This window comes from Mesorhizobium sp. M7A.F.Ca.CA.002.04.1.1, from assembly GCF_004022805.1.
In the GTDB taxonomy this organism is placed as follows: domain Bacteria; phylum Pseudomonadota; class Alphaproteobacteria; order Rhizobiales; family Rhizobiaceae; genus Mesorhizobium; species Mesorhizobium ciceri.
This window is the reverse complement of sequence record NZ_RZPL01000718.1, coordinates 1-2829: the sequence shown is the minus strand read 5'-3', so window position 1 is coordinate 2829 and position 2829 is coordinate 1. Positions and strand designations below refer to the sequence as shown.

Here is a 2829-nt window from a genome sequence, read left to right as displayed (position 1 = left end):
CGACAAAGCCGGCCCAGAGCGCCATGCGCCGGTCTCGGGCGCCACGCGCCGACCAGTGATGCACCGGCTCGACATGGACGGCGGCGCCATTGCCGATCTCGACGCTGTCGCCCCAGTCATGCGCCGACAGTCGCATGCCGGGCACGGCGGCTTCGATGATGGCGTCGTTGCCGAGCGGAGTGAGCACCAGCGGGTCGTGGCCGGCCTTCAGCCGCTTCAACGTGGCGAGGTCGAGATGGTCATAGTGGTTGTGGCTGACCAGCACGAGGTCGATCGGCGGCAGGTCGGCAAGGCGATGCCTGGCGCATTGATGCGTTTTGGTCCGGCGAAGGAAAGCGGCGAGGCGCGCAACGACCATACCGGATCGGTAAGGATGTTCAGACCGGCCGTCTGGACCAGCAAGGTGGAATGACCAACCATGGTCACTTCCAGCGCGGCGCCCTCGACCCTTGTCGCCGGCTTTGCCTGCGGAAAGGGGCTTGCATCGCTCGCCGGCCATTTCGAGCGCTGGCCATTCAACTGCCATTTCAGCAGGTCGGCGAAACGGCCGGGTGGCTGGCCGTCGGGATTGAAGAACAATGCGCCGTCGAAATGGTCGCTGGGCGGGCCGCTATAATAGCGATTGGCGGCTGTCTTTCTCGCGGCCAATTTTGCGGCTCCGGCAGGTGTTTCGTTTTCCAGACATAGGCGCTAAGGCGGCTCGCGCAAGCGTCCAACCGTCGATGTCGGCGCTGCACTGCTTTGACCGGATCCCCAGGCGACGCGCGACAAGCGGTCAGCCGCCGCGATTGCGATAAATTTGCAACAATTCTTGCTGCAAACTGTATTTTAACCATATCGGGTTGAAATTTCGCCACCTTCTCCATCTTGGTGGGGGTGAGATTGTGCGGACGGCTTCCCCCCAGCCGGATCCGACGGAGGTTGGAATGACTTTTTCGAAAACCGGTCTGGTGGCCGTATCGCTGGCGGCGCTCGTTGCGAGCGGCTGTTCGACCTCGCGTTTCTCCTCGATGGATGACCAGCAGCCGGCACCGCTGGAGGCCGCGCCCGCCGGCAAGGTGACGGCGAACCAACTGCCGCCGCCGGCATCGCCCGGCACCACCGACCCGTCTCAATTCCCGACCGCTCCTGCGAACACGCAGGTCGCCGCGCTGCCTTCGGATGGTTCGGCGCCGGCCGGCGCTTCGGACGTGACTGCCGCCAGCGTCGCCGGTGTCTGGAACGCCAGCGTTGCGGGCCAGAGCTGCAAGGTGGCGACACCGCAGACCAAATTCGGCGCCGGCTTCCGCGCTGGGCCGCTGCATTGCCCGGCGCCGATGGACGGCGTCAAGTCGTGGAACGTCGCCGGCAAGCAGCTGACGCTCTATGACGAGAGTGGCGGTGCGCTGGCGCGGCTCTATTCCTCGGGCGGCTCGAAATTCGACGGCCAGACTTCCAACGGCCAGCCGATTTCGCTTACAAGGTAGGCTAATGCATGTCGCCCAAAAGTGACCGCGGTTTTGGGAAAACAAAGATCTAAAGCGGGTCGTCTGAATCCGTTCAGACACGACCGCTTTAGTCCTCCGAATGCGTGTCGCGCAGAAGTGACCCCGATTTCGGGACAGCGACATGCATAAACAAATGACGTGACCGATGCATCTGCGTGACGGCCTCCAGACCCATGCGACCGTCAGGCAGCGCTACGAGCATCTGGTGGAAACCGGTACGATCGACCGCGATCCGGCGCAGGAACGGATCGTTGCGGCGCTCGACCTGCTGACCGATGAGATTTCGGCCAAGCGGCTGGCGCATAAGTCGAGCGCGCTGGGCTGGCTGTTCGCCCGCAAGCGCGAGACGCATGAGGCCGTCAAAGGCCTTTACATCCATGGCGGCGTCGGTCGCGGCAAGACCATGCTGATGGATATGTTCTTCGAGTTGCTGCCGGTGCGGCGCAAGCGCCGCGTCCACTTCAACGACTTCATGGCGGACGTGCAGGACCGTATCCAGAAGCACCGGCAGGCGCGCAAGAACGGCGACGTCAAGCAGGACGACCCGATCCCGCCGGTGGCCAAGGCCCTTGCCGAGCAAGCCTGGGTGCTGTGCTTCGACGAGTTCTCGGTCACCGACATCGCCGACGCGATGATCCTGTCCAGGTTGTTTTCGGCGCTGTTTGCCAGCGGTGTGGTGCTGGTCGCCACCTCGAATGTGGCGCCGGAAAACCTCTACAGCGACGGGCTGAACCGTCAGCTTTTCCTGCCCTTCATCGGCATACTGGAGCGGCACACACAGGTGCTGGCGCTCGATGCCGACAAGGACTACCGGCTGGAAAAGCTCGCCCGGACACCGGTCTATGTCACGCCGGCCGATGCGGCGGCGGACCAGCTACTCGACGAGGCCTGGCAAGCCATGACGCGCAACGCGCCGACCGCCGAGACATCGATTGCCCTCAAAGGGCGGCAGGTGATCGTGCCGCGTGCGGCAGGCGATGCGGCGCGGTTCTCCTTCGCCGATCTCTGCGAAAAGCCGCTTGGCGCGCGCGATTTCCTGGCGATCGCCGGACGCTTCTCAACCATTTTCATCGACCACGTCCCGGTGCTCGGCGAAGGCAAGCGCAACGAGGCCAAACGCTTCATCCTTCTGATCGACACGCTCTACGACCATCATGTGCGGCTGGTGGTGAGCGCCGAAGCGCCGCCGCAAGCGCTTTATGCCGCCAAGCGCGGCGTGGAGGTCTTCGAGTTCGAGCGCACCGCATCGCGGCTGATCGAGATGCAAAGCCGCGACTGGCTGGAGGATTGGGCGGAGCGGCAGAAAGGGAAGCCGGCGCCAGAGGCACAGCAGGCGCAGGCC

General features: G+C 64.1%; 2 protein-coding genes and 1 pseudogene. 2 read left to right on the top strand and 1 reads right to left on the bottom strand.

Going from position 1 to position 2829, the window contains the following annotated elements:
* Nucleotides 1-648, bottom strand: a pseudogene (locus ENZ75_RS27320) (MBL fold metallo-hydrolase); the annotation flags it as partial.
* A gap of 278 nt (nt 649-926) precedes the next feature.
* Here ENZ75_RS27320 and ENZ75_RS27315 point away from each other — a divergent pair.
* The gene (locus ENZ75_RS27315; RefSeq protein ID WP_013528844.1) at nt 927-1466 is read left to right on the top strand and encodes a protease inhibitor Inh/omp19 family protein; all 540 of its coding nucleotides are present in this window, start codon (nt 927-929) and stop codon (nt 1464-1466) included.
* Nucleotides 1467-1632: 166 nt separating this feature from the next.
* A partial coding sequence (zapE, locus tag ENZ75_RS27310) for a cell division protein ZapE (RefSeq protein ID WP_027163284.1) occupies nt 1633-2829 on the top strand: 1197 nt, incomplete at its 3' end.